Here is a 21,195-nt window from a genome sequence, read left to right as displayed (position 1 = left end):
CGTGACAAATATCCGTCCGTCCCCGGCGAGCGGAGGCCGGCGCGCACTCTCAGGGGACGAGCACGAGTTTCCCGAGGAAGCTGTCGTTGAGGACGGCTCGCTGGGCGTCGTCGGCTTCTTCGAGGGCGTAGGTGTCGTGGACGACCGGTTCGACGTCGCCGCGGACGAGCAGTTCGTTGAGGTGCGCGAGGACAGCGCTCGGGTCCGGCGTGTTGAACATCGACATGAACTGGTAGCGCAGTTCCTTCGACTTCGTGACGCCGATGTCGTCGAACCCGCCCTCGGCGGTGTCGTTGCCGATGCCGACGATGCGGGCGCCGTCGGCGGCGACGTTCGCGTTCAGTTGGAGGTAGCGGTCCATGTGGGTGTCGAGGACGACGTCCGGCGCGCCCGCCTCCGAAATCGCGGCCGCGAGGTCGTCGCGGCGGTAGTCGAAGGCGGACTCGGCGCCGAGGTCCCGCAGGGCGTCGTGGTGGCCGGGAGACGCCGTGGCGAGGGGGCGCGCCCCCATCGCCCGCGCCAGTTGGACGGCGACGTGCCCGACGCCGCCGCTTCCGCCGTGGACCAACACCCGCTCGGCGGGTTCGACGCCCGCGTGGTGGACGAGAGCGCGCCACGCCGTCGTGCCGACGAGGGCGAGTGCGGCCGCGTCGGTCAACTCCGCGTCGTCCGAGAGGTGGGCGAGCGAGTCGACGGGCGCCGCCACCTGTTCGGCGTAGGTGCCCGACCGGCCGTTGCCGAGGCCGGTGCCGAACACCCGGTCGCCGAGGGAGAACCGCTCGACGTCGTCGCCGACGGAGACGACGGTGCCCGCGAGGTCCGACCCGGGCACGAACGGGAGACTCGGAACCGGGTACGCCCCCTCGCGGAAGTACGTGTCCACCGGGTTGACGCCGGCCGCGCCGACCTCCACGACGACCTCTCCGTGCCCCGGTTCGGGTTCGTCCACGTCGTCGACGGTCAGTACGTCCGGCCCTCCGTGTTCGTGAAACCTGACTGCGCGCATCGGCCGTCGGTTCGGCGCCGGGATTGATAAAGGAGTGCGGCGGAGCGTCTCGCGTGCCCCCCAGAACCTGTCCGGACTGCGAGTTCGCGACGGACGAGGCGACCCACGAGACGACGAGCGAGGCGAACGGGCTTCGCGTCGACGCCGGCGGCAGGGAGCGTCTGCACGGCCGATACGGGACGGAAGTGCAGGCGTACGTCTACCCCGGGTGCGGCCTCGTCAGACTGTACGCGGAGTAGCCCCTCTCCCCTACCGAACCATGTACCCGCCGTCGACGACGACGGACGCACCGGTGACGTAGCGCGCGGCGTCGCTGGCGAGGTAGACGACGGTCGGCGCCACGTCCTCCGGCGGCGCTATCTCCTCCATCAGCATCTCCCCCTTCCACACCTCGTCGATGTCGGGGTCGACGGCGTCGGCCTGGTCGGTGTTGTCGGTGCGGATGTAGCCCGGCGCGACGGTGTTCACTCGGATGCCGTGTTCGGCCCACTCGGAGGCCAGTTGTCGCGTGAAGGACTCGACGCCCCCCTTCGAGGCGTTGTAGGCGACCTGTCGCTGGGGGTAGTTGGCGACGAACGCCGACATCGAGGAGACGCTGACGATGGACCCCCCGTCGCCGGCGCGCATCGGTTCGCCCGCGTACTTCGAGCAGAGGAAGACGCCCGTGAGGTTCGTCTGCACGACCGAGTTCCACTCGTCGAGCGTCATGTCCTCGATGCCCTCGTGGACGACGATGCCGGCGTTGTTCACCAAGATATCGACGTCGCCGAACTCCGCCAGGGTCGAATCGACCATCGACCGCACGGAGTCTTCGTCGGCCACGTCCACGGGGACCGCCAGCGTCTCCGCGCCCGTCGCGTCGGCTATCTCCTCGGCAGCGACGGCCCCCGAGTCGGCGTTCCGGTTGGCGACCACCACGTCGGCCCCCGCCTCCCCGAGGGCCCGCGCGATGGCGCGGCCGATGCCGCGGTTGCCGCCGGTGACTATCGCCGTCTGGTCGTCGAGTCTGAATCTGTCGAGGACTCCCATACCCGGCCGTCGACGCCGAATGTGATAAGTTGTCCTCGTCCGGTCTGCGTTCCACGGACGTCGCCGAACCGAACAACCACACGCGTCGCTGAGCGAGAAACCGCCGTGGACGGGACTGGAAGGGGTCGGGCTTCCGAGTTGTTCGCTGTCGTTCAGTCCGCGAGTTCGTCGTCTCTCACGCAGAATCGCTCGTCACGACGAGTTTCCCGACGCTCTCTCGTTCCTCCATCGCGCGGAACGCCTCGCCCGTCTCTTCTAACGGATAGGTCTCGTCTATCTCCGGGGCCAACTCGCCGTCGGCGACGAGGCCGACGAGTCGCTCTAACTCCGTCTGCGTCCCCATCGTGCTGCCGATGACGTGCTTGTGCTTCAAGAACAGATGCGGGATGTCTATCTCGGAGTACCGACCGGCGGTCCGACCGCAGACGGCCATGCGCCCGCCGCGGCGGAGGGCGTCGAGGCCGAGTTGGGTGTACTCGCCGCCGAGGTGGTTCACCACCGCGTCGGCCGGGCCGACCCTCTCGACGGCCTCGCGCAGTTCGTCGGGGTCGGTGCCCTCGATAGCGTGGTCGAGACCCAGCGCCTCCATCCGGTCGAGTTTCGACGCCGACGAGGAGGTGCCGACGGTCCGCGCGCCGAGGGCGTCCGCGAGTTGGACGGCGGCGACGCCGACGCCGCCCGTCGCCCCCGGGACGAACACGAGGTCGTTCGCCCCCACCTCCGCCTTCCGGAGCATGTGGAAGGCGGTCAGGTAGGCGGTGGGCAGGGCGGCGGCCGTCGTCGTGTCGACCGAATCGGGCAGCGAAACGAGTCTGTCCGCTCGCACGCGCGCCTGTTCGGCGAGGCCGCCGTGATACAGAGAGAAGTTCTCACAGAGGTTCTCCGGCCCCTCGCGGCAGAAGCGACAGGTGCCGCACGTCTCGTTCGGGCAGAGGACGACGCGGTCGCCGGGGTCGACGGCGGTCACTCCGTCGGCGACGGCGCGCACCGTCCCCGCCGCGTCGAGACCGCTGACGAACGGGAGGTCGTCCGCGTCGACCATCGCGGAATCGCCCTGCAGAATCCACAGGTCGTGGCGGTTGATGGAGCACGCTTCGACGTCGACGACGGCCTCGCCCGAGTCCGGGTCGGGGTCGGGTCGGTCGACCATCTCCACGCCGTCCGGTCCGGTCAGTTCGGCGAATGCTGCGGCGCGCATGGTGCGTGATTGCGGCGTGAGACCGATAACACTGATGACGGGACGGCTCCGACCGACTCCGACCGGCACGAGAGCGGCCCGCGACCGACCCCCCAGCGCGATCCGTCAGGCTCGGTCGGCGTACTCGGCGAGGGACTCTCTGGTGCCCGTCTCGCCGGTTTCGACGTGGAAGGACGCGCAGAGGTTGCCCAGTCCGAGCGCGTCCTCCCACTCCCACCCAGCGGCGAGGCCGTGAGCGAGGCCACCGGTGAAGCGGTCGCCCGACCCCGTCTGTCGCCTCTTCCCGCCCGCCTTGACGTTCGGAACCGTGAATCGCCCGTCCGCCGTCGCGGCGGCAGCCTCCGACTTCCCGTGGCGGACGACGCCGGCGATTCCGACCCGCTCTCGGAGGTCCGCGAGGTCCGAGCCGTCGTCCGTCTCCCCGACGGAGAGCACCCGCAGGAGGTGCGCGATTTCGTCGCCGTTCGCGCTGAGGACGACGTCGTACGTTGCTTCGAGGTCGCCGAGCGCATCGCAGAGTCGGGTCGTCGGGTCCGCTCGAACGCCCGTCAGGTCGCCGGGGTCGAGGACGAACAGGCCGCCGTCGAAGCCGCGGGAGGCGAGGCGGTCGAGCGCGCCCGTCATCGAGTCGAACGAAACCCAGTTCACACAACAGACCGCGTCGGCGGTGAGGCGGGCCTCGAAGGCGTCGCCCGCGACCGCTCTCAGGTCCGAGAGCGACCAATCGGGCATCTCTTCCGACCCCTCGGCGAACATCAGGTCGCCGTCGTCGAACTCGTAGACGGACACCGACGCCGGGGCGCCCATCGACGCCGTCTCGAAGTCGAGGCCGTCGAACACCGGGTCGTCGAGGTGGCCGAACAGCCTCGTCTCGTCGCCGAGCGCGTGCGTCTGTCGGGCGGTGTTGACCGCCTGCCCGCCGGGTTTCCGCTCCGAGCGGTCGACCGCGAAGGAGTCCGCGTCGTCGGCGATTCGCTCGCCGAACGCGACGCGCGAGTCGATTCTGTCGCCCCCGTTGTCGTGCACCTCGTAGAACGTGTCGACGCTGCCGTCCGGGAACACTGTCACCCCGCCGCGGGACTGGTCCTCTCTGAGCCTCGTCGCGAGTCCGGCGTAGTCCATTCGAGTTTCCCTTACGGAACCTCGTGACTTAGCGGGTTCGCCCGGCGTGGCGGGTCGTTCTCGCCGAGTCGCGACGGGTCAGTTCTCGCGGGTGTTCCGGGCGAACGAGACGTCTCTCTCGGTACCGGATGGACGGGATTTAAGCGCGCGTCATTCGCACACACGAGTGCATGAAACTCCACGAGTATCAGGCGAAGGATATCTTCGCCGAGGCGGGGATTCCCGTGCCCGAGTCTCGCCTCGCGACGTCGGTCGACGAAGTGATGGAGGTTATCGAGGAGGTCGGCTACCCGGCGGCTATCAAGGCGCAGGTCCACGTCGGCGGACGTGGCAAGGCGGGCGGCATCAAGATAGCGACGAGCGAGGAGGAGGCCCGCGAGGCCGCCGAGGACATCATCGGCATGGACCTCAAGGGCTACACCGTCGAGAAGGTGCTCGTCGAGGCCGGCGTCGACTTCGAGAACGAACTGTACGTCGGCGTCACGATGGACCGCGGCGAGGGTAAGCCCGTGGCGATGGTGTCGACGCAGGGCGGCGTCAACATCGAGGAGGTCGCCGAGGAGAACCCCGAAGCCATCGCGCGCGAACACATCGACCCCGCGTTCGGCCTGCACCCCTACCAGGCGCGGAAGGTCGTCTACGACGCGGGCATCGAACGCGACGTGGCGAACGACGTGGCGTCCATCCTGACGACGCTGTACGACCTCTACGAGGAGAAGGACGCCTCGGACATCGAGATCAATCCAGTCATGATCACGTCGGACCGCGACGTCGTCGCGGCCGACGCGGTCATGAATATCGACGACGACGCCCTCTTCCGCCATCCGGACCTCGCGGAGATGGAGGACGAGGCGGCCGAGGACGACCTCGAACGGAAGGCGAACGACTACGGCTTCGACTACGTCCGCCTGTCGGGTAACGTCGGTATCATCGGCAACGGCGCCGGTCTCGTCATGACGACGCTGGACCTCGTCGACCACTACGGCGGCGAACCCGCGAACTTCCTCGACATCGGCGGCGGCGCGAAGGCCGAACGCGTGACGAACGCCCTCGATATGGTGTTCGCCGACGAGAACGTCGACGCGGTCGTGTTCAACATCTTCGGCGGCATTACCCGCGGCGACGAGGTGGCCAAGGGCATCAACGAGGCGCTCGAAGCGTTCGACGAGATTCCGAAGAAAGTGGTCGTCCGCCTCGCGGGCACCAACGCGGAGGAGGGCATGGAGATTCTGAACACCGACCTCGTGGAGGTCGAGAAGACGCTCGAAGACGCGGTCCAACGGGCCGTCGAGAACGCACAGGAGGCGAACCAATGAGCATTCTGGTCGACGACGATACGCGCGTAGTTGTACAGGGAATCACCGGCGGCGAGGGCAAGTTCCACACCCAGCAGATGGTGGAGTACGGCACGAACGTCGTCGCCGGCACCTCGCCCGGAAAGGGCGGTCAGGACGTCGACGGCATCCCCGTCTACGACACGGTCGAGGAGGCCGTCGACGAGGAGGACGCCGACGCCTCCGTCGTCTTCGTCCCGCCGGCGTTCGCGGGCGACGCCGTCTTCGAGGCCCTCGATACCGACCTCGACCTCGTGGTGGCCATCACCGAGGGCATCCCGACGCAGGACATGGCGAAGGTGAACAAGCGCCTCACGGAGGTCGACACCCGCCTCCTCGGGCCGAACTGCCCCGGCATCATCACGCCCGGCGAGGCGAAACTCGGCATCCTGCCCGGCAACATCTTCGAGGCCGGCAACGTCGGCCTCGTCTCCCGGTCGGGCACCCTGACCTACCAAGTCGTCTCGAACCTCACCGACCGCGGCATCGGCCAGACGACGGCCATCGGTATCGGCGGCGACCCCATCATCGGCACGTCGTTCGTCGACGCCCTCGAACTGTTCGAGGCCGACGAGGACACCGACGCCGTCGTCATGTGCGGCGAAATCGGCGGCGAGGACGAAGAACAGGCCGCGAAGTACATCGCGGAGAACATGGACACGCCCGTCGCGGGCTTCATCGCGGGCCGCACCGCGCCGCCGGGCAAGCGCATGGGTCACGCCGGCGCCATCGTCTCCGGGTCCGGAACCGGAACGGCGGAATCGAAGATATCGGCGCTCAACGACGCGGGCGTCCCCGTCGGCGACACGCCGAACGAAGTCGCCGAACACGTCGAAGACTTCCTGTAAACGGTCGGAGACGGAGACCGCCGCTCGGCGGTTCCGGCCGATTTCTTTTTTACGCTCACGCTCGTGCCGCAGTCAGGTCTCCGTCCGACCGCACGGCGTCGGCCGCATCGGCGGCGAGTCACTTCGTTATCTTCGCCAGACAGACGCCGCAGAACCGGGTGTACTCGGGGTTCGGCGCGCCGCACCGCGAACACGTCGGCCCGCCGCCGACCGACCGCCCCTCCTGCCCGCTTGCTCGCTCGGAGTCCGACCCCGGCAGCGACGGTGCGAACGCGCGCCACGCACCCCGATTCGACCGCGCCCTCCCGCCTCCGCCTCCCGGATTCGGCCCCTGCTCGTACTCGTCCATCTGCAGAAGTACCCGCTCGACGAACGGGTCGTCTCTGAGCCTGTCGAGGCCGCGGACGAGTCCGACGTACAGCAGGGTGGGGGCGACGACGCAGAACCCCGATAGGAGGAGTGCGAACCCGACCTGCCAATCCATAGGAGCGCCACGGGGCAGACGAACTTGGCTCTGTCGCCGCTGACGGACGCGAGAGGCCCGGAGTCGGCGCTCACGTCCGGAAGCCCGCTCCGCGATTCGGCCCGCGGGCGTCGATATCGAACGGGGGAGGCGCGGCCGAGAACCGACGGACTGCGAGGCGTTCGCTCGAACCGCGTTCGAGGGCTGACGACGGAAGACGATACAGAAGAAATTCTTTTTTGGGAGAATTTCTCAGTAGGTGCGAATAGATGGAAATTTTAAGAATACTGACTACTATTCTAACGTTATGAGAGCCGACCGCACGGCCACCGCCACTTCCGACTCCCTCCCCGAGGCCATCGTGTCGCTGGTCGCGGAGCTAGACGGCGTCGCCGTCACCGACATCCCGCCGCTCGCGTCCGTCGTCGATCCGGACGCGCTCGTCGCCCTGTTCGACGGACCCCAGAGGGCCGCCGCGAGCGACGTGGAGTTCGACTACGCGGGCTACCGCATCCATCTCCGCGGCGACGGCGACGTACGGGTGCTCGAAGCGACGCCCGTCAAACGCTGCAGCGCCGACTGAGCTCCGTCGGTTCCCACCCGTTCTCCGGGTGGCCTCCCGACGGCGTCGCGGCCGCTCCTTCCCGACCGTTCCGATAGTCACGATATTCTCGTGTCAATACGGACGATACGGCGGCGAAACCGTACGACCGCACGCGTCCGTTCCGCCTCCACCGGCGTTTCGCCGCCGGATGCGGACGTGTGCGGTTCCACTCGGCGTCTCCGCCGTCGCGGGCCGCCCCCGGCCCGACGATTCGGCCCTCCTCGCCATGGGGACGGACGGGTTCCGGACTCGCCCGTCCGGCCCGTCCCTCTCGATTCCGATCCGCCCCTCGCTATCCCCGCTGACGGGTCCTCCCCGCCGACCGCTCGGCCTTCCGAAGATTCATGTAGACCATCGAACCACTCCGACTATGGACAGCGGGCTTCCCTCCGGCCGGCGGGTGCATATCGCACCCCTCGGATACGAACGCGACCGCGTCGTCGAACCCGTTCGCATCGAGGCCGCGGACGTGGTCTACCTCCTCGTCGACGACCCGAACCGGACCGACGCCGAACACGGCGACGTGGACGCCGATGCCGACTGGTCCTCCCCCGACGACGAGAACGTCCCGTGGGCGGCGGCGACGGCGTACCAACGCGCCGTGCGTGAGGAACTCGACTCGCTCTGCGAGGCGCGGGGGGTCCCCGTCGACGTCCACAACGTCTACGACGTGATGGGCGTCACCACGACTATCGCCGCCGCGCACGACGACGACCAGGTGTTCGTCAACATCTCCTCGGGCACGAACGTCGCCGCCGTCGGCGCCGCCATCGCCTGCATGACGACCGCCGCCCTCCCCTACAGCGTCGAACCGGAGTCCTACGGGCACGACGTGGAGGCCGAACCGCTCTCACGGGGCGTCGCCGGTATCGACCGCGTCCCCGACTACCCCATCGAGGCGCCGACGCGCGAGCAGGTCCACATCATGGGCTACCTGTACGAACAGACGGTCGAGAACCCCTACACGCTGAACAAGCGGAGCCTCATCCAACGCGCGAACGACTACGGACTCCCCTTCCTGGCGAACTACTCGACGGAGAGCAGACAGTCGGAGTACCGCCGCCTCGACGCCGCCATCATCGACCCGCTGGTCGAGAAGGGGTACGTTCGGCTCGAACCCGCGGGCAAGCGGAAGAACGTCGTCCTGACCGACACGGGCGTCAGCGTCTACCGGGCGTTCCAGCACAAGGCCGACGCGGCGTAGACGGTCCGCCGGGGAACCGTCCGTCCCCGCCCCCGGAGTCTCCTTCGAATCGCCTCTGCCGTTCGCAAACGTCATGCCCGCCGAACCGCTAGGGCCGGCAACGACGCCCGTCCGCACCGCGGGCGGGAGGTTCTCACACTCACATGGCTCCGAAACTCACTCGCCGTCGCCTCCTCGGGACGCTCGGCACCGGTGCGCTCGCCGGCACCGCGGGCTGTATGAGCGCCCTCGGGTTCGAGACGCGGTCGGCGTGGCGCGACCCGCCGCTGGTCGAGGACCGACCCGACGCCGTCTACGTCCCCGCCATCACCGAGGGGATGAACACGTACGGAACGACGACCGCCGGCCCGTACGGCGTGGCGCTGACGTACTCGTACCCGCACCGCTTCTGGACGCTGACGGGGACGGAGTTCTCGAAGACGGTCGTCGAGTCGGACGACTCGATACACCTCATGGTGTCGCTGTGGGACGCCGAGACGGGCACTGTCCTCCCCATCGACTCCGGCGTCACCCTCGAAATCCTCCGGGACGGGAGCCTCGTCAGCGAGGAGATAGCCTATCCGATGCTCTCCCAGCAGATGGGGATGCACTACGGGTCGAACTACGCGCTGAACGGCGAGGGGAGCTACGAGGTGAACGTCCGCGTCGGCGGCGTCTCCCTCCGCTGCACCGGCGCGTTCGAGGGTCGCTTTCGGGGGGCCGAGACGGCGACGTTCTCCATCGACTTCGACACGGAGAAACTGTACGACGTTCCCATCACGAACCCCGAGAACCCGGGGTCGCGCGGCGCCGTCCCGCCGATGGAGATGGAGAACGTCCCCGTCGGCCGCGCGCCCGACCCCGACTCGCTCCCCGGTCGACACTTCGGGCGGGCGACCAGCGGGGACGCCGTCTTTCACGCGTTCGCCGCCGACGCCGACCGCTTCGGCGACGGCACCTACCTCTACGTCTCCCCGCGGACGCCGTACAACGGCATCGTCCTGCCGATGATGGGGCTGACGGCGACGGTGTCGCGCGACGGCGAGGCGGCGACGGAGGCGGAACTGACGCGGACGCTCGACCCCGAACTGGGCTACCACTACGGGGCGAGCGTCGGGTCGCTCCGCGCGGGCGAGCAGGTCGGCGTCGACGTCGCGGTGCCGCCGCAGGTGGCGCGCCACGACGGCTACGAGACGGCGTTCGTGGAGATGGATTCGATGACGTTCGCGGTCCCCTCATGAACCCCGAGGAGCGCCGGGACGAACGAAAAGCCTCACGCGAGTCGGGTCCCAACGGCGAAGCGAGTTCCATGACGGAGACGACGCGCGGCGCGACGGACCGGCGGACGGAACCGAACGCGGACGCGGTCTCGAACCCTCCCGAGAGTTACGCCTGCCGGGTGTGCGGGCGGGCGTTCCCGGAGTCGAGACTGCTCGTCCTCCACCGCGGCGTCCGCCACGCGAACGCGCTCACGGACGGAGAGAAGGAGGCGTACGTCGAGGCGTACCGGGAGGAAGAGGCCGAACTGCACTCCTTCCGCATCCGGGCGCTGGCCGTGCTGGTCGTCCTCTACTTCGGCGTCCTGTTCCTCTACATCGGCTTCGCGGGGTGACTCGACGGTGAGCGCCTCTCCTCCCTCCCGGCCCTCGCCCCGCCGCCTCGCCGGCCGCGCGCTGAGCCTCTGTCTCGCCGTCGTCGGCTTCCTCCTCCTCGCCCGCGGCGTCGCCGCCAGCAACGCCGCCGTCGGCCTCGGACAGGCGTCCCGCGACCCGCTGAGCGTCCCGCGGTGGCTCTACGTCGCCACCGGCGGCGTGACCATCGGCGCCTCCGCCCTGCTCGCCAGTTTCGTCACCGACCGTCGCTTCGTCCTCTCGATTCACCGCTGGCACGAGACGCTCCCCGATTGGGAGTCGGCGTACCGCGCTGGAACCCTCGCGCTGAACGCCCTCGGTCTCGTGCTCTTGGCCCTCGTCGTCTACCGGGGACTCGTCGGCCCGCAGATACCCACCGTCAACCTCGCCGTCGTGTTCGTCTTCGCCGGGATGCGCGCCGGGTTGACGATGTTCGCCTACCTCGTCGGGAATCCCTGGCCCGCGCTGAATCCCTGGCGCGCCGTCGCCGAGCGACTGCCGAACGGATTCCTCGACTACCCCGAGGCGCTCGGACGCTGGCCCGCCGTCGCCGGCCTCCTCGCCCTCGTCTGGGTGGAGACGACGACGCCGGTGACGAGCGACCCGTCGCTGCTCGCCGCGGCCGTCGGCGGCTACTCCGTCCTCACCGTCGTCGGCGCCGTCGCCGTCGGCGTCGACGACTGGTTCGGGAACGTCGACCCCGTCTCGGTGTTCTTCGCGTTCTACGGGCGCGCCGCGCCGTTGTCGTGGTCCGACGGCCGCCCGCGACTCCACCTGCCGGGGATGCGACTCGTCGGCGACGACGGGTACGGCGACGATGAGTCCGCGGCGCCGACTTGGGGGATGGACGACGTCGCCTTCGCCGTCGCCCTCGTCTGGGAACTCACCTACAGCGGGTTCGTGACGACCGCTCAGGGGGGAGCCGCCGTCCGCGCCCTCGTCGGCGTCGGCCTCCCGCCCGCCGTCGTCTACGGCGGCCTCTACCTCGCCGGGTTCGCGGCGTTCTACGGCGCGTACGCCCTCGCGGCCCGCGCGTCGGCCTCGCGGCTCCGGACGTACCGCGAGGCGCGCGAACTCGCCGTCCGCTTCGCGCCCGCGTTGCTCGCCATCGCGGCTGGCTACCACCTCGCGCACTACTTCGCCTTCTTCGTCTCCCTGTCGCCGTCGCTCTTCACCGTCCTCGCCTCGCCGCTGTCCGTCCCGCCGAACCCGCTCGTCCTCACGCTCCCGGCGTGGATGGGGGGGCTCAACATCGCGTTCGTCCTCGGCGGTCACCTGCTCGCCATCTGGGTGGCACACTCCACCGCGTACCGCCTGTTCCCGAGTCGGTTGCAGGCCATCGAGAGCCAGTACCCGTTCGTGTTCGTGATGATGGCGTACACGGCCATCAGCCTCTGGCTCATCTCCCTGCCGACGGCGCCGCCGCCGTTCCTCCCCTGAGCGGACGCCTGAGAGTCGAACGCGGGGATAGCGCGGCCGTGCCGGCGTTCCGCTGTCGCTTTCGCAACCGCTTTCACCCCGGACCGTCAGGCGTACGAGGGAACATGCTCCTCGCCGGAACCGTCATCGCCGACTCATCGACCGTCATCGACGACGGCGCCGTCGTCGTCGAGGCAGACCGCATCGTCGCCGTCGGCGAGCGAGCGACGCTGACGGAGGAACACCCGGACCGCGAGGTCCGCGAGTTCGACCTCCTGACGCCGGGCCTCGTCGGCGGCCACGTCCACTCCGTCCAGAGCCTCGGACGGGGCATCGCCGACGACACCTCGCTGCTCGATTGGCTGTTCGACCACGTCCTCCCGATGGAGGCGTCGCTGGACGCCGAGGGGATGCGGACGGCCGCGGAGTTGGGCTACCTCGAACTGCTGGAGAGCGGCACGACGACGGTGATAGACCACCTCTCGGTGGCGCACGCCGAGGAGGCGTTCGAGGCGGCCGGCGAACTCGGCATCCGGGGCCGCCTCGGCAAGGTGCTGATGGACCAACGCGCCCCCGACGGACTGACCGAGGACACCGACGACGCCCTCGCGGAGACGGAGCGACTCATCCAGACGTACCACGGGTCGTTCGACGACCGAATCCGGTACGCCGTCACCCCGCGCTTCGCCGTCAGTTGCACCGAGGAGTGCCTGCGCGGCGCGCGCGAACTCGCCGACCGGTACGAGGGCGTCACCATCCACACCCACGCCAGCGAGAACGCCGACGAGGTGGCGACGGTGGAAGCAGACACCGGGATGCGGAACATCGAGTGGCTCCACGAGGTCGGACTGACCGGCGAGGACGTCGTCCTGGCTCACTGCGTCCACACGACGGAGGCCGAGCGCGAACTGCTCGCGGAGACGGGCACGAACGTTACCTACTGCCCCTCCTCGAACATGAAACTCGCCTCCGGCGTCGCGCCGATACCCGACTACCTCGACCGCGGGGTCACCGTCGCCCTCGGCAACGACGGCCCGCCGTGCAACAACACGCTGGACCCGTTCACCGAGATGCGGCAGGCCAGCCTCCTCCAGAAAGTCGAGGAGATGGACCCGACGACGACGCCCGCGGGGGCCGTCTTCGAGATGGCGACGCTCGCCGGCGCGCGCGCCGCCGGGTTCGAGAGAGTCGGGGCGCTCCGCGAGGGGTGGAAGGCCGACGTCGTCGCTCTCGACACCGATATCACGCGCGCGACGCCGTTGCACGACCCGCTCTCGCACCTCGTCTTCGCCGCCCACGGCGACGACGTGACGTTCACGATGGTCGACGGTCGGATCGTCTACGACGAGGCGTTCGGCGGCCTCCAGACGGGCGACGCCGACGACATCCGACGCCGCGCCCGGACGGTCGAGTTCGAGGGCAAACCGGCCCCGTAGCGCGGCGCGGTTGGGGCGCGGCTACACCGTCTCGTGCGTGGCGACCCACGCGTCGTCCTCGCGCCGCACGTCCGAGACGGTGCGGAATCGGAGCCGCCGTTCCTGTTTCGTCACGACGGGGAAGTCGTAGTGTTCGGCCTCGTAGCCCGGCGGACTCCCCTGCTCCCGTCGCTCCTCGACGAACTCCCGGTGTGCGTCGAGTCGGTCGGCGACGACGGCGCGCGAGAGGTCCGGGGCGCGGGCGGCGCGGGCGTCGAACGCCTCGACGAACGCTTCTTCGAGTTCGTAGCCCACGGAGTCGCGCCCGGCGACCATCGCGGCCAGCGCGGTGGTGCCGGTGCCGAAAAAGGGATCTAGGACGGTGTCGCCGTAGACCGAGTACATGTTCACCAGCCGGTAGGGGATATCGAACGGGTAGGCGGCGGTCCGGTCTCTGAGTTCGTCGTCTGGCGACTCGCCCGCGTTCGTCCGGTCGCCTCCGTTCGCGTTTGTGCTGTCGGCGTCGCCGCCGTCGCTCGAAACCGCCGGCGCGCCGTCGAACCGCTTCGTCGCCTCGGCGACCCGTTGGTCGGTGCCGGCCACGTCGGTCCAGACGTCGGTGAACCACGCGTTCCGCTCCTCCCAGAAGTACGCCGACTCGTACCGTCTGTCCGCCCCCGGGTCGAACGACCGCGACCCGGCGCCGTTGCGGAACACCAGCACGTACTCGTGCTCTAAGGTGACGTAGGCGTTCGGCGGGAGCATCCCGCTACCCATGAACTTCGCGGCGCTGTTGGTCGGTTTTCGCCAGAGCACGTCCGGAAGCGGCTCGAACCCGAGGTCGACGAACGCGTCGACGACGCGGGCGTGGTTTGGGTAGACGCGGAAGCTGTCGCCGACCGTCCGGGTGGCGTCGCCGACGTTCACGCAGGCGATGCCGCCCGGCACGAGCACGCGTCGGAGTTCGGCCCACACGTCGTCCAAAACGCGGTGCATCGCCTCGAACGCCGCGGCGCCGTCGCCGTCGCGGAGCGCCGGGGCGACGCCGTCGGCGAGGTCCGAAAAGAGGTCGTCCCACATCTCAACCATCGGATACGGCGGCGAGGTGACGACGAGTTCGACGGCGTCGTCGGCGAGGCCGCTCATCCCCCGCGCGTCACCGACGACGGCCCGATGTTGAGACTCCACGCTGCCGACGCTACGTCGGTACGTCTGATATAACCTCGCACTCTCGGTACTCCCCGACGCGCCGAGCGACGGCGGGGAGCGGGTTCGCCGCTACGCGTCCTCGCTTTCGTCTTCGGGGTCGTCCTTCATCTCGCCCAGTCGGTCGACGAGGGCGTTCGTCGACACGTCGCTCTCGACGTTGACCTCGCCGTCGTGTTCGTGCTCGTGGGCGTCGACGCCCTCGGCCTCTTCCTCCCCGTCGTTCGACTGTTGACGCTCCTGCTCGGATTCGTCGTAGCTTCCGAAGCCCATGCGTACGGGTTGCGGAGTCGCACTGAAGAACCAACCGATTCCCCCGGGGGCGAGCGGATTCGAGTCCCGCGGCGCCGGGGACGCCGTGACCGTCGAGTGCCGATCCGTTTCCTTCACGCCTCGCTCGTCTGCGCCGCCCGGTGGGCTTCGAGCCACCGGTCGACGTAGTAGTTGACTGCCTCGGACAGCGGAACCGCCGCCTCGGCGACGCTGTGCGCGAGGGGCACCCGCGTTTCCTCGTCGACGTCGCCACCGCCGAGTTCCCGCTCGAACTCGGAGACGAGCCACCGCAGTTCCGCGAGCTTTCGATAGGTGTCGTCCAGCGCGAGCAGTTCGTACTCGTGGCGGGTCATCTCGCCGGCCTCGGCGCGGTCGCGTTCGTTACCGTACGGCTTCGTCCCGGCGTACTGGAACCGATTCTGGAAGGTCATGACACGTCTACACGTGCCGTGAGGGTATGTCGTCGCTGCTTGAGTATGCCGGGTCGGCCCCGTCTCGAAGACGGCGCCCGGCGGGACGAACTCGTGGCGAGCGAGGGAAACCGCCTTCAGACGTTGTCGGCCCGCTTCAAAACCTTCACTGCCGCCTCGTACTCGGAAAGCTTCCCCGCCGGTCGCTCGCCCCGAACCGCGCTGAACGCCGCCGGGTTCGACTTGGTTCCCTCCCGTCCGCGCGCGGAGAACGTCACGTCCTTCGCCCCGTAGTCCAACTTCACGACGACCGATTCGCCCTCGTACCCGTCGGGGGCGTCGAGGTCCCGTACGCGACTGTCGACGACGACGGCGGGGGTACCGCCGTCGGTGCCGTCTCCCTCGAACGTGCCGGCCGCAACCTCTCCGGTGACCAGTTTGTAGACGTCTTCTTCGTGTTCGATCCGCGCGCCGAATCCCGGCGTGTCGACGGAGACGACGACCTCCGGGTCGAAGCTTCCTCGTTCCATGGTGCAATCGACCGAGCAGCGTCACATGACGCTATCGGCACTGCGCTTTTACGTGGCGGTGAACTGTCGGCGTCGACACTTGATAACAGGTTTTGAGACTGTACGAAATACATATGTAAACTGAAATTCTATAACGATTGATGTACCTAGTGGACGAGATCTACTGGCGGCTCGACGAAGCGGACGGTACGATCAGTATCACGACCAGCAAGCCGGTGTACGAACGGATGGACGTCGACAAAGCGCGGGAGGTCCGCGACACGCTCTCGGACCTCGTCGCGGAACTGGAAGCCCGCCAGTCGGGCGACTGACGCGGCTCGAAGGGGGGACGCCGACTTCCGGGGCGACGGCGGTCACGAACCGTATTTATCGACAAGTAGTCGCAGCGCGTGACCGGCCTCGCGCATCGTGAGAAGGGTGGCCGAATCGTGCCGGTGTCCCAACACTTACCCGTGAACCAATCAACGAGATAATATGTCTTTTGGTGACATAAACAGACGGCGGTATCTTGCGCTGGCGGGGAGCGCACTCACGACGGGCGTGGCGGGATGTTCGGGTGGGTCCGAAGAGGCGGCGGGCGGAGACACGCCGGTCGAGAATCCCGGCGACGACGGCGGCGAAACCACGGCGACGGCCGCCGCGACCGAGACCGAGACCGAAACGGCGACCTCGACGGAGGCGCCCGGGAAGGCGGAGGTCGTCATCGCCTCGCGCGAAGTCAGGACAGAAGAAACCGACTACGGTACGGTCGACGCCTATGCGGTGTTCGAGCTGGTGAACGAGGGGGACGCGCCCTCGGGGCCAATCAACGTCGAACTGCGCTTCTACGACGGCTCGGATACCATCCTCTCGACCCGCCCAGCCACCGCCCGAACGCTCGGCCCGGGCGAGACGTGGCGCGGCTTCAAAAAGTATCTCGACACCGAAGGCCAAGACGTCGCGAGCGTTCGTATCGAAGCGGAGTTCGCGTCGTCACTCACCGTGATGGAGGACGTCGAAGTCGTCGAATCGAGCATCTCGCGCGAGGAGGATAGCAGCTATCTCACCTCGACGGGCGTCTTACAGAACAATACTGGCGGGGAGTTGGGTTACATTGAGGCGATCTCGAAGTTCTATATCGAGGAGAAGGTCATCGTCGGTGCGGAGTACACCAACGAGTTGAACATTCCGGCAGGCGAGCGTTGGCGCTTCGAGAATATGTTCGATACGAGTTTCGCGCCCGAAATCACGAACGTTGAGATACTTCCTGGCGACAACAATCTATAGCCGAACCGCCCCGGTTCTGAACCTCGTCGTAGTGCTCGCACATGACGAACACTGTTTGCTTATTTTTCTCTTTCCCCCGTGTACGACTGCTGGAGACAAGGTCTGCTTTCCCAATGATGACCTATCATCTTTTTCGGTGATGACGAACGTTTCTTCGCAAGACTCGCCGCATACCGGGCAGGTTCCTTCGGATATGAGATTCCCTCGCTCCGGAGGAACGTATCGTCAGGGAGGGACGAAACGAATCATCCGTCGCGGTCGCGATACGCACGAATCGTCTCGACGTCCGGGGGGTACGAGTCAATCGCTGCGTGCGGGATGACACATTCGTCGCTGATGATTCTCCGCGTCGGCCCGACGGTCGCCCCGCAGTCGGGACAGATGCGAACGATCCACCGTTCCCGCCGTACGAACACGCCGAGCGGGAACCGTTCGGTCTGGTAGCCGAGATCGCGTCGCTTCTCGACGAGCGGCCGCGGATGCGAACACCGCCATGGGAGGATTCGATCGAGGAATGTCATGGGGACAGGGTCAGTCGTCGGCGCGGACGGGCTTCGAGCACCGCTTTCGGTGATGATACTCACCGCCGAGGTCTAAGTTCTCACGGACGAGGTCGCACACCTCGGAGTTCTCCACTGGTCGACCGAGTCGTCGCCACAGAAGAAACGTAACGGGTTGGGGCGGATTCGAACCCCACTCGCTCCCTTCGGTCGCTCGCTGGTTCGGATCCACCGTCGTCACTTTCGGTATCACGGACTCCTCGCTGTCGCTCGTCGTTGCGAGATACCAGAAAGTGGGTTGGGGCGGATTCGAACCTCGGTCGCAAATCGGAGATTTGCTCCCTGCTTCGAATCCTCGGCTACCATACACTTCGGCATACGCTCCTCGCTTCGCTCGTCGGTAGTGCCGAAGAGAAGTGGGTTGGGGCGGATTCGAACCGCCGGCCTGCTCCGTGTGAAGGAGCCGTCATAACCTGGCTAGACCACCAACCCGGGCAGAAAAATCTAGCTCCGGGTGAGACTTAACCGTTCTGCTTCGGACTCACTCGGCGGCGCCGCGGTAGCGTTTCACGCGCCCGCGGGCCCGCCGGACGGCTTTCTTGCCGCCGCGTTCGGCGCGGCGGGGTACGTTCCGCAGTTCCGTCTCCAGGCGCTGGCGTCCGGTCGGGGCGGGTTCGACCGCCCGTTCCCGTCCGACCGCCTTGCGAACGCGCCGTTCGAGCGGTGCCGCCTCCTCGCGGAGTCCGACCGCGAGGTGGCCGCCGGCCCGTCGGAGGTAGTACCATGCGTCTTCGAAGTGTCGGTTCATAGGCGTCGATAGACCGGCAGCGGATAAAAGGATTGTGCGGGTGATTACCAAAAGGCGGTTTAGGACGGCCAAAAACCGAAGCGTTTTAGTGGTTGTTAGGCGTGCCTAAAACCGATGCGACGCCGGTCCGTCGGTGTCCATCGAGCGTCTATCCCAACGTGGCCGACCGTGGGCATCATCACCGTCGGTCCACGCCCTATCACTCAGTCGTACGTCGGCGACTCCTCGGGTATCTCGTCCCGCTTGTTCACCAGCCTCGCGAACACGAACAGGGCGTCCGACAGCCGATTAAGGTAGCGAATCGCCTCCGCGTTCACCGGTTCCTCGTCGGCGAGTGCCACGGCGCGGCGCTCCGCCCGGCGCGTCACCGCCCGCGCGTGGTGGAGGTTCGCGCCGGCGTCGCCGCCGCCGGGAAGGATGAACGACCGGAGCGGTTCGAGTTCCTCCTCGGCCTCGTCGATGTACGCCTCCAACTGCTCGATGTGGTCGGCGCGCACGACGGGGGCGTCCTCGTCGGGGTCCGGATTCGCGAAGTCGGCCTGCACGACGTGGAGGTGGTTCTGCACCCGTTCCAGTTTCTCGTCCACGTCGTCGTAACCGGTAGGGCGGACGCTTCCGACCAGCGCGTTCGCCTCGTCGACGGTGCCGTACGCCTCGATTCGGGTGTTCGTCTTCGACACCCGCGACATATCGCGCAGGTCGGTCTGGCCCTCGTCGCCTCGGCCGGTGTAGATGGTCATGCCGCGAGCGTCTTCTCGACGTACTGCAGGATGTTCTCGGACTCGCCCATCGTCACCCCGCGGTCGTGGTCGACGAGGACGGGAACCGCGCGCTGGCCGCTCACGCGCTTGACCTCGTCGCGTTCGGAGTGGAGCGCACCGACCCACTCCGTCTCGTAGTCGACCCCCCGTTCTTCGAGGGCATCGTGGACTTTCTCGCAGTACGGACAGCCGTCCAGAGCGTACAAGGTGATGCTCATAGGGAGACGTTCGAACTCCGCGCGCAAAGAGATTTGGCCGCCGGCAGCGTCGGTCCACTTCCGCGTCGTCGGCCCGACGCGCCTCCCGGTATCTCACGAACGACCGATACGGACGCGCTCCCGTGTCAGAAACGTTAATTCGCGGGTTCGAGTACACCCGAACATGATCGACGTCGAGGAGACGTACATCGAGAACCGCGTACTGGTCCACCCGAACGATACCAACAACTACGACATGGCTCACGGGGGCAACGTGATGAAGTGGATGGACGAAGTGGGCGCGATGTCCGCGATGCGGTTCGCCGGCGAGACGTGCGTCACCGCCCGGATGGAGAGCGTGAACTTCCACCGTCCCATCCCGCGCGGCGACGCCGCCCTCATCGAGTCGTACGTCTACGCGGCCGGGCGGACGAGCGTGAAAGTCCGCCTCCGCGTCTTCCGCGAGGACCCCCTCACCGGCGACACCGAACTCACCACCGAGTCGTACTTCGTCTACGTCGCCGTCGACGAGGACGGCGAACCGACGGAAGTGCCCGAACTGGAGACGAACACCGAATACGGCCGCGAACTCATCGAAACCGCCCTCGAAGGCGAGACGGAGTCGAACGGCCACGAAGAGGACTGAGACAGGGGTGCCGGTGGGGGGGACGGCCGGCCCGTCGGTCTCGCGTCCGATAACATCCATATTTTGCATATTACTAAACAGGTCGATTTCCGGGGCCAGCGTTTGCCACCTCGGGAACGACTTTTGCGGTCGACGCCGGACCCGCGTACGTGTCCGTCACAATCGGAATCCACCCGTCCGTCGCCCGTATCGTGCCCCCCGAACGCCTCGAATCGGAACTGAGCGATGCCGTCCCCGACGCGGCGATTCGCGTCCTCGACGGCGGTGGCGACGGCGGGAGAGACGCCACCGTCGACCCGGCCTCGGTCGGCGATTCGCTGGACGTCGTCGCCTCGTTCGGCTACGAGGAGTGGTTCCTCGACGCCGGCCTCGAGTGGATTCACGTCGTCCGCGCCGGTCACGACGAGTTCCCGGTCGACGCCCTCCGCGAACGGGGAATCGCGCTGACGAACAGTTCCGGCATCCACGGCGCCCCCGTGGGCGAGACGGTGCTCGGCTACATGCTCCAGTTCGCCCACGGTCTGCACCGCTACCGGACGGACCAGGCCGACCGCGAGTGGAACCCCCGCCCGTGGAGCGAGTCGTTCACGCTGGAGGGCGAACGCGTCTGCGTCGTTGGCTTGGGTACCCTCGGCCGCGGTATCGCCCGCCGCGCGGACGCTCTCGGCATGTCCGTCGCCGGCGTGCGCCGGACGCCCGCGCCCGTCGACCACGTCGAAGAGCGCTACTCGCCCGAGAACCTGCGGGAGGCGGTCGCCGACGCGCGGTTCGTCGTCCTCGCGGTGCCCCTGAATCCGGCGACGGAGGGACTGTTCGGCGCCGAGGAACTGGCGGCGATGCCCGAGGACGCCTACCTCGTGAACGTCGCGCGCGGCCCCGTCGCGGACCAGTCGGCCGTCGTCGACGCCCTCCGGTCCGAGTCCATCGCCGGCGCCGCCCTCGACGTGACCGACCCCGAACCGCTCCCCGAGGACTCGCCGCTGTGGGGGATGGAGAACGTCGTCGTGACGCCGCACGCCTCGGCCGCCGACGAGGCGTTTCCCGAACGAGTCGCCGACATCGTCGGCGAGAACGCCCGCCGCCTCGAAACCGGCGAGTCGCTGGCGAACCAGGTGGTCTGAGGACGACGGAGGTCCCCGTCCGACTCAGTGTCCGATGACCCACGGGTTAGCCGCCGGTCGCCCGACGCCGCCTCGTGGTATCGAGGCGTTCTCGCGGCCACGAGCGGGTGCCGGAAGCGCGGTGAACGCCGGGGCAGACCGGACGGCCCGAACGTATACCCGCCCGGATGCCGAGTCACCGTTTATGACTGACACCGACGACTACGACCGACGGACGCTCCTGCG

The 21,195-nt window shown here is 67.9% G+C and carries 27 protein-coding genes and 1 tRNA gene; 14 read left to right on the top strand and 14 right to left on the bottom strand.

Features of this window, described 5'->3' with window-relative positions:
* Window positions 1-49: 49 nt before the first annotated feature.
* Window positions 50-1,006, bottom strand: a complete 957-nt coding sequence (locus tag C474_RS00325; protein ID WP_008382837.1) for an NADPH:quinone reductase — start codon at window positions 1,004-1,006, stop codon at window positions 50-52.
* A 53-nt stretch (window positions 1,007-1,059) separates the two neighbouring features.
* Between C474_RS00325 and C474_RS00320 the strand changes: the two genes are divergently transcribed.
* Window positions 1,060-1,245, top strand: a complete 186-nt coding sequence (locus tag C474_RS00320; RefSeq protein ID WP_008382836.1) for a hypothetical protein — start codon at window positions 1,060-1,062, stop codon at window positions 1,243-1,245.
* 10 nt (window positions 1,246-1,255) lie between these two features.
* Here C474_RS00320 and C474_RS00315 read toward each other — a convergent pair whose 3' ends face one another.
* The 3 genes from C474_RS00315 to C474_RS00305 all read right to left on the bottom strand — a co-directional run bounded on the left by C474_RS00315 (window position 1,256) and on the right by C474_RS00305 (window position 4,355).
* The gene (locus tag C474_RS00315) at window positions 1,256-2,035 is read right to left on the bottom strand and encodes an SDR family NAD(P)-dependent oxidoreductase (RefSeq protein WP_008382835.1); all 780 of its coding nucleotides are present in this window, start codon (window positions 2,033-2,035) and stop codon (window positions 1,256-1,258) included.
* 175 nt (window positions 2,036-2,210) lie between these two features.
* Window positions 2,211-3,233 (bottom strand): alcohol dehydrogenase catalytic domain-containing protein, encoded by a 1,023-nt coding sequence (locus C474_RS00310; protein WP_008382834.1) that lies wholly within the window; start codon window positions 3,231-3,233, stop codon window positions 2,211-2,213.
* Window positions 3,234-3,338: 105 nt separating this feature from the next.
* Entirely contained in the window at window positions 3,339-4,355 is a 1,017-nt protein-coding gene (locus tag C474_RS00305; protein WP_008382833.1) for a carbohydrate kinase family protein, read from the bottom strand.
* Window positions 4,356-4,525: 170 nt separating this feature from the next.
* Between C474_RS00305 and sucC the strand changes: the two genes are divergently transcribed.
* Window positions 4,526-5,671: an ADP-forming succinate--CoA ligase subunit beta gene (sucC, locus tag C474_RS00300; RefSeq protein WP_008382832.1), complete on the top strand. Its 1,146-nt coding sequence runs from the start codon at window positions 4,526-4,528 to the stop codon at window positions 5,669-5,671.
* Window positions 5,668-6,537, top strand: a complete 870-nt coding sequence (sucD, locus tag C474_RS00295; RefSeq protein ID WP_008382831.1) for a succinate--CoA ligase subunit alpha — start codon at window positions 5,668-5,670, stop codon at window positions 6,535-6,537. Before sucC ends, sucD begins: the two co-directional genes overlap by 4 nt.
* Window positions 6,538-6,655: 118 nt before the next feature.
* On the opposite strand, the gene C474_RS00290 is transcribed toward sucD, so the two are convergent.
* Window positions 6,656-7,021, bottom strand: coding sequence for a zinc ribbon domain-containing protein (locus tag C474_RS00290; protein ID WP_008382830.1), 366 nt, complete (start codon window positions 7,019-7,021; stop codon window positions 6,656-6,658).
* A gap of 286 nt (window positions 7,022-7,307) precedes the next feature.
* On the opposite strand from C474_RS00290, the gene C474_RS00285 reads away from it, so the two are divergent.
* The 6 genes from C474_RS00285 (at window position 7,308) to C474_RS00260 (ending at window position 13,273) form a co-directional block, all read left to right on the top strand.
* Window positions 7,308-7,583, top strand: coding sequence for a HalOD1 output domain-containing protein (locus tag C474_RS00285; RefSeq protein ID WP_008382828.1), 276 nt, complete (start codon window positions 7,308-7,310; stop codon window positions 7,581-7,583).
* Between the two features lie 391 nt (window positions 7,584-7,974).
* Window positions 7,975-8,808, top strand: coding sequence for an HFX_2341 family transcriptional regulator domain-containing protein (locus C474_RS00280; protein WP_008382826.1), 834 nt, complete (start codon window positions 7,975-7,977; stop codon window positions 8,806-8,808).
* Between the two features lie 143 nt (window positions 8,809-8,951).
* Complete coding sequence (locus tag C474_RS00275) at window positions 8,952-10,028, top strand: DUF7350 domain-containing protein (RefSeq protein ID WP_008382824.1); 1,077 nt, start codon at window positions 8,952-8,954, stop codon at window positions 10,026-10,028.
* Between the two features lie 68 nt (window positions 10,029-10,096).
* On the top strand, window positions 10,097-10,399 hold the full coding sequence (locus C474_RS00270) for a DNA-binding protein (RefSeq protein WP_083861927.1): 303 nt from the start codon (window positions 10,097-10,099) through the stop codon (window positions 10,397-10,399).
* A 7-nt stretch (window positions 10,400-10,406) separates the two neighbouring features.
* Window positions 10,407-11,858, top strand: a complete 1,452-nt coding sequence (locus C474_RS00265) for a hypothetical protein (protein ID WP_008382821.1) — start codon at window positions 10,407-10,409, stop codon at window positions 11,856-11,858.
* A gap of 104 nt (window positions 11,859-11,962) precedes the next feature.
* Window positions 11,963-13,273 carry a 5'-deoxyadenosine deaminase gene (locus C474_RS00260; RefSeq protein WP_008382819.1) on the top strand — a complete coding sequence of 437 codons (1,311 nt, stop codon included), beginning with the start codon at window positions 11,963-11,965 and terminating at the stop codon, window positions 13,271-13,273.
* Between the two features lie 21 nt (window positions 13,274-13,294).
* Here C474_RS00260 and C474_RS00255 read toward each other — a convergent pair whose 3' ends face one another.
* The 4 genes from C474_RS00255 to C474_RS00240 all read right to left on the bottom strand — a co-directional run bounded on the left by C474_RS00255 (window position 13,295) and on the right by C474_RS00240 (window position 15,671).
* Window positions 13,295-14,440 (bottom strand): DNA-methyltransferase, encoded by a 1,146-nt coding sequence (locus C474_RS00255; protein WP_049916610.1) that lies wholly within the window; start codon window positions 14,438-14,440, stop codon window positions 13,295-13,297.
* A gap of 90 nt (window positions 14,441-14,530) precedes the next feature.
* On the bottom strand, window positions 14,531-14,731 hold the full coding sequence (locus tag C474_RS00250) for a DUF5786 family protein (protein WP_008382816.1): 201 nt from the start codon (window positions 14,729-14,731) through the stop codon (window positions 14,531-14,533).
* Window positions 14,732-14,844: 113 nt separating this feature from the next.
* Window positions 14,845-15,162 carry a hypothetical protein gene (locus C474_RS00245; RefSeq protein WP_008382814.1) on the bottom strand — a complete coding sequence of 106 codons (318 nt, stop codon included), beginning with the start codon at window positions 15,160-15,162 and terminating at the stop codon, window positions 14,845-14,847.
* Between the two features lie 116 nt (window positions 15,163-15,278).
* Entirely contained in the window at window positions 15,279-15,671 is a 393-nt protein-coding gene (locus C474_RS00240) for a hypothetical protein (RefSeq protein ID WP_008382812.1), read from the bottom strand.
* Window positions 15,672-15,811: 140 nt separating this feature from the next.
* Here C474_RS00240 and C474_RS22265 point away from each other — a divergent pair, with 140 nt between their 5' ends.
* Together C474_RS22265 and C474_RS00235 are read left to right on the top strand one after the other, a co-directional pair.
* Entirely contained in the window at window positions 15,812-15,982 is a 171-nt protein-coding gene (locus C474_RS22265) for a hypothetical protein (protein WP_160166813.1), read from the top strand.
* A 163-nt stretch (window positions 15,983-16,145) separates the two neighbouring features.
* A complete protein-coding gene (locus C474_RS00235; protein ID WP_152421568.1) occupies window positions 16,146-16,937 on the top strand; it encodes an FxLYD domain-containing protein in 792 nt (263 codons plus the stop codon).
* A gap of 245 nt (window positions 16,938-17,182) precedes the next feature.
* Here the strand turns inward: C474_RS00235 and C474_RS00230 are convergent, their stop codons facing one another.
* The 5 genes from C474_RS00230 to C474_RS00210 form a co-directional block, all read right to left on the bottom strand.
* Window positions 17,183-17,458: a hypothetical protein gene (locus C474_RS00230; RefSeq protein ID WP_008382807.1), complete on the bottom strand. Its 276-nt coding sequence runs from the start codon at window positions 17,456-17,458 to the stop codon at window positions 17,183-17,185.
* 396 nt (window positions 17,459-17,854) lie between these two features.
* A tRNA-Val gene (locus C474_RS00225) sits at window positions 17,855-17,929 on the bottom strand.
* Window positions 17,930-17,978: 49 nt separating this feature from the next.
* Window positions 17,979-18,245 carry a DUF7553 family protein gene (locus tag C474_RS00220; protein WP_008382805.1) on the bottom strand — a complete coding sequence of 89 codons (267 nt, stop codon included), beginning with the start codon at window positions 18,243-18,245 and terminating at the stop codon, window positions 17,979-17,981.
* A gap of 203 nt (window positions 18,246-18,448) precedes the next feature.
* Entirely contained in the window at window positions 18,449-18,985 is a 537-nt protein-coding gene (locus C474_RS00215) for a cob(I)yrinic acid a,c-diamide adenosyltransferase (protein ID WP_008382803.1), read from the bottom strand.
* On the bottom strand, window positions 18,982-19,224 hold the full coding sequence (locus tag C474_RS00210; protein WP_008382801.1) for a glutaredoxin family protein: 243 nt from the start codon (window positions 19,222-19,224) through the stop codon (window positions 18,982-18,984). The genes C474_RS00215 and C474_RS00210 overlap by 4 nt, the downstream gene beginning before the upstream one ends.
* A 163-nt stretch (window positions 19,225-19,387) precedes the next feature.
* Between C474_RS00210 and C474_RS00205 the strand changes: the two genes are divergently transcribed.
* The 3 genes from C474_RS00205 to C474_RS22835 all read left to right on the top strand — a co-directional run.
* Window positions 19,388-19,849 carry an acyl-CoA thioesterase gene (locus C474_RS00205; RefSeq protein WP_008382799.1) on the top strand — a complete coding sequence of 154 codons (462 nt, stop codon included), beginning with the start codon at window positions 19,388-19,390 and terminating at the stop codon, window positions 19,847-19,849.
* 149 nt (window positions 19,850-19,998) lie between these two features.
* Window positions 19,999-20,970 (top strand): D-2-hydroxyacid dehydrogenase, encoded by a 972-nt coding sequence (gene ddh, locus C474_RS00200; RefSeq protein WP_008382798.1) that lies wholly within the window; start codon window positions 19,999-20,001, stop codon window positions 20,968-20,970.
* Between the two features lie 34 nt (window positions 20,971-21,004).
* The coding region (locus C474_RS22835; RefSeq protein ID WP_204366051.1) for a hypothetical protein at window positions 21,005-21,195 on the top strand (191 nt) is incomplete at its 3' end.

The organism is Halogeometricum pallidum JCM 14848 (genome assembly GCF_000337095.1).
Taxonomy (GTDB): Archaea; Halobacteriota; Halobacteria; order Halobacteriales; family Haloferacaceae; genus Halogeometricum; species Halogeometricum pallidum.
Note: the sequence above shows the minus strand (reverse complement) of the source record. Positions and strands in the feature narration are given on the sequence as shown.

What these genes read in the sequence shown, in the direction of transcription:
- C474_RS00325 (WP_008382837.1), bottom strand. Translation starts at nt 1,006, where the DNA reads ATGCGCGCAGTCAGGTTTCACGAACACGGAGGGCCGGACGTACTGACC.
- C474_RS00315 (WP_008382835.1), bottom strand. Translation starts at nt 2,035, where the DNA reads ATGGGAGTCCTCGACAGATTCAGACTCGACGACCAGACGGCGATAGTC.
- C474_RS00310 (WP_008382834.1), bottom strand. Translation starts at nt 3,233, where the DNA reads ATGCGCGCCGCAGCATTCGCCGAACTGACCGGACCGGACGGCGTGGAG.
- C474_RS00305 (WP_008382833.1), bottom strand. Translation starts at nt 4,355, where the DNA reads ATGGACTACGCCGGACTCGCGACGAGGCTCAGAGAGGACCAGTCCCGC.
- sucC (WP_008382832.1), top strand. Translation starts at nt 4,526, where the DNA reads ATGAAACTCCACGAGTATCAGGCGAAGGATATCTTCGCCGAGGCGGGG.
- sucD (WP_008382831.1), top strand. Translation starts at nt 5,668, where the DNA reads ATGAGCATTCTGGTCGACGACGATACGCGCGTAGTTGTACAGGGAATC.
- C474_RS00290 (WP_008382830.1), bottom strand. Translation starts at nt 7,021, where the DNA reads ATGGATTGGCAGGTCGGGTTCGCACTCCTCCTATCGGGGTTCTGCGTC.
- C474_RS00285 (WP_008382828.1), top strand. Translation starts at nt 7,308, where the DNA reads ATGAGAGCCGACCGCACGGCCACCGCCACTTCCGACTCCCTCCCCGAG.
- C474_RS00280 (WP_008382826.1), top strand. Translation starts at nt 7,975, where the DNA reads ATGGACAGCGGGCTTCCCTCCGGCCGGCGGGTGCATATCGCACCCCTC.
- C474_RS00275 (WP_008382824.1), top strand. Translation starts at nt 8,952, where the DNA reads ATGGCTCCGAAACTCACTCGCCGTCGCCTCCTCGGGACGCTCGGCACC.
- C474_RS00270 (WP_083861927.1), top strand. Translation starts at nt 10,097, where the DNA reads ATGACGGAGACGACGCGCGGCGCGACGGACCGGCGGACGGAACCGAAC.
- C474_RS00260 (WP_008382819.1), top strand. Translation starts at nt 11,963, where the DNA reads ATGCTCCTCGCCGGAACCGTCATCGCCGACTCATCGACCGTCATCGAC.
- C474_RS00250 (WP_008382816.1), bottom strand. Translation starts at nt 14,731, where the DNA reads ATGGGCTTCGGAAGCTACGACGAATCCGAGCAGGAGCGTCAACAGTCG.
- C474_RS00245 (WP_008382814.1), bottom strand. Translation starts at nt 15,162, where the DNA reads ATGACCTTCCAGAATCGGTTCCAGTACGCCGGGACGAAGCCGTACGGT.
- C474_RS00240 (WP_008382812.1), bottom strand. Translation starts at nt 15,671, where the DNA reads ATGGAACGAGGAAGCTTCGACCCGGAGGTCGTCGTCTCCGTCGACACG.
- C474_RS22265 (WP_160166813.1), top strand. Translation starts at nt 15,812, where the DNA reads ATGTACCTAGTGGACGAGATCTACTGGCGGCTCGACGAAGCGGACGGT.
- C474_RS00235 (WP_152421568.1), top strand. Translation starts at nt 16,146, where the DNA reads ATGTCTTTTGGTGACATAAACAGACGGCGGTATCTTGCGCTGGCGGGG.
- C474_RS00230 (WP_008382807.1), bottom strand. Translation starts at nt 17,458, where the DNA reads ATGACATTCCTCGATCGAATCCTCCCATGGCGGTGTTCGCATCCGCGG.
- C474_RS00220 (WP_008382805.1), bottom strand. Translation starts at nt 18,245, where the DNA reads ATGAACCGACACTTCGAAGACGCATGGTACTACCTCCGACGGGCCGGC.
- C474_RS00215 (WP_008382803.1), bottom strand. Translation starts at nt 18,985, where the DNA reads ATGACCATCTACACCGGCCGAGGCGACGAGGGCCAGACCGACCTGCGC.
- C474_RS00210 (WP_008382801.1), bottom strand. Translation starts at nt 19,224, where the DNA reads ATGAGCATCACCTTGTACGCTCTGGACGGCTGTCCGTACTGCGAGAAA.
- C474_RS00205 (WP_008382799.1), top strand. Translation starts at nt 19,388, where the DNA reads ATGATCGACGTCGAGGAGACGTACATCGAGAACCGCGTACTGGTCCAC.